4 protein-coding genes are annotated in these 2,761 nt (G+C 42.1%); 1 reads left to right on the top strand and 3 read right to left on the bottom strand.

From position 1 onward, the window contains the following. Both ACKI5B_RS08625 and ACKI5B_RS08620 read right to left on the bottom strand, forming a co-directional pair. Positions 1 to 737: HipA domain-containing protein (locus ACKI5B_RS08625; protein ID WP_407427795.1), on the bottom strand; the 737-nt coding region annotated here is incomplete at its 3' end. A gap of 11 nt (positions 738 to 748) precedes the next feature. Then, a complete protein-coding gene (locus ACKI5B_RS08620) occupies positions 749 to 970 on the bottom strand; it encodes a hypothetical protein (RefSeq protein WP_296850698.1) in 222 nt (73 codons plus the stop codon). A 112-nt stretch (positions 971 to 1,082) separates the two neighbouring features. Here ACKI5B_RS08620 and ACKI5B_RS08615 point away from each other — a divergent pair, with 112 nt between their 5' ends. Then, positions 1,083 to 1,268, top strand: coding sequence for a hypothetical protein (locus tag ACKI5B_RS08615; RefSeq protein WP_407427793.1), 186 nt, complete (start codon positions 1,083 to 1,085; stop codon positions 1,266 to 1,268). Between the two features lie 47 nt (positions 1,269 to 1,315). Here ACKI5B_RS08615 and ACKI5B_RS08610 read toward each other — a convergent pair. Then, on the bottom strand, positions 1,316 to 2,761 hold a 1,446-nt coding region (locus ACKI5B_RS08610; protein ID WP_407427791.1), incomplete at its 5' end, for a type IV secretion system protein.

Raw genomic sequence — 2,761 nt, 5'->3', positions numbered from 1 at the left:
ATCACATTGAATGGGTTTACTTTCTTTTCTTCCCCATTTTTTGAAAGTCGTGAGAATATGCAGATTTTTCCAGTATAGGCTTCCGAAGTGAACTTCTCATGGTCAGACTGAAAAAGACGGATTTTTTCTAAATCCCATTTATTATTGAAGGAATTTCCATTGTCATACACAGGCGAAAGTTCATTTGTTCCGTCAAGTTTTCGTATAATCCCCCAGTTTCCGTTGTTTCTGTCAGAGTTACCAATAAGAGCGTCCACAAGGAACATATCCCAGAAACGCTCCTCAACGCCCGCAACGCTCTTCATGAATTCATTGTTTTTTATGATTGAGACCGTTTCATCAAGATTACAAGAAGCCCCTGACGAACTTGAAGAATCCAAATCATGAGGCGCAAAACTAACTTTGATTTGGGAAAATTCATCAAGCTTTTCACCATTTTTCAAAAAATCCTTGCACGCAACCAAAACATGACCGCTTTTTGAACTTATTCCAAGCAGAGTTTTATGAACAGGAATATCAAGGAGTTCATATACTTTAGAGCCGAGATACTCACATAACGGCGAATTTGAGTAGCTTAAATCTACATTCTGAAATCTTCCGCGAATATTCGCAGGATATTTCAAAAACCAGTTCTCACCGTCAATAAGGATATGCTCTTTGTTTCCCGACAATCCGCCATAATGTCTTTGAGAAAAAATCGATGGTCTTTCGCAATTATCAAAATCTATGATTTTCACAATATATGCCCTCAAACATAAATTCCAATCACATGGAACAAATCAACCTGCTGCTGCTTTGTTATAGACCCGTCAATGAAACAGGCTTTTATAGTAGCTTCCACAGAGTCCACATAGAGAATGAACTCAGTTTCTTTGTTTTCATGATAATATTGCTGCAAGAGGTTGTAATCGTTCCTAAGAATGCGAGGCAACTTTTGCGTATCAATTTTTATCGATTCATCAAAAAACATATTTTGCCTCCTGTCACCGATTATAGCACAACTTGCCGTTTTCGCAAAGCATCCCGAACCGCAAGCTGAAGGCGTGTTGAAAAATTTTCTCGCTCTCAATAATATTGTAAGTATGAAACTAACATCTATGAAAACTTTGCTCAAGGCGAGCGACGAGGAAATAACAGAGCTTGTCGTAAAAGAAGCCACAAACGAAGCCAATCTTTCAGCAGAAGACATAGACATCGAATACATTCTGCGCGATGCGAAAAGCCAGGCGATTGCCGTAAAAATCAAGGCGAACAAACAGAAGAAATAGCTGGATTCCACGGAGATTTTTCTCCGTGGATTTTTTTTGCAAACAGCCTATTCTTTGTTTGCCCTTTCGTTTCCGGAAAGGTTTTCGGGCAATGCCCCACCCTGCTCTGCTTTCTTGGCGTTTTGAGCATCGATTTTTGCTTTCATTTTTTCACCAACCTGCGAGCCGATTTCAACGCCCTGCCTCATTTTTTCTGTATTAAATTCTTTGTGAGTCATATTACGCTGCGACTGAGTTTTCTCGTCATATTTGGTAGCGGTGGCAAAATTCGGATTTGATGTAGTGCTAAGAGCCTTTCCATCTCTTCCCTGCCCTGACATTCCGTGCGCACTTGCTCCACCAACGGAACCACCTGCTCCACCGCCGCTGCTTCCGCCGTCCGTGAAGCCCGCTTTCTGCAACGCCGCTCCGACAATAGGAATAGAAGAATGTCCTTTACTGAACTTCTCTGCTTTTGCTCTCATTTTTTCTTTCAATTCCGCAGAAGCAACAGCCCCAGCTCCTGCCATTGCCGCCTTGAACTTCTGTCCGTGTGTGGCACTACCACCAAGGCTTCCGCTTGCGGCACTTGCGGCAGCGTGCATTTTTTTCGCTCCGCCGACAGCATCAGAGCCTTTGTTATAGGCAGTCCGTGCTGCCCCGCTAGCTACGGCTTTCATTCCACCGGCAGTAGCCATTGCCGTTCCAGCACCCGCGACAAATTCGCCCATAGAAAGCTGCGGCTGACCAGTCAGTATTGTTTGTGCGATTTTCGGTGCGTTCTGAGTGAGTATGTAGCAAAGAATCGCCTCAAAAGCAATTTCTCCTACAGCAGTCCAGTTCATTCCGCCGTCATCTGCAATCGTATTGATACAGTTTTCAATCATCAAATAATACACGAACATAAGACAGATTGTTATGACCATTATCTTAACAAGAAAACTGATAAACACAGGAATAAGTTTTTTCGGAATATCCTTTGTGCCGTCAAAAAGCATGAGCGGTATAAAAATTGCCCCAATACCGCAGATTATCGTATACTCAAGAATCGTCATCACATACTGGATTTCTGCAAAAATAGTCGAAAGAATCAGAACTATGCAGCAGAAAAAGACCATTATCATCTGCGGAACTCTCGAAAGCTGATGAGCAATCTGGGCGGTAAGTTTATCAAACATTCCCAAATCTTCATCGTTAGAAATTTCGTCCGAAACTTTGTTGAAAACGGTGTTTTCTTTTTCAAACATAATCTGACAGCTCAAGAGCGAAACCTTTAGCAGTGCTGACGGGGAAATAAAATAGGTCTGATTTCCTTCCGCATCACGAAGATACATGTCCAAATCGACATAAGTGTTTGTAAGATTGTCGCCTTCTGTTCCATCCATCTCTTTTTCGACAAGGACTCTTTCCAGGACGCTCAAAGTTTGCGCACCAAACATAACCGTATATTTTGCCTTGTCTTTGTAATCTTCAACAAGTTTTTGAGCAGCTTTTCTGTCCTTTTTTGAGCTGAA

It is taken from the genome of Treponema sp. (assembly GCF_045657965.1).
GTDB lineage: Bacteria > Spirochaetota > Spirochaetia > Treponematales > Treponemataceae > Treponema_D.
This window is presented reverse-complemented; position numbering and strand designations above follow the sequence as displayed.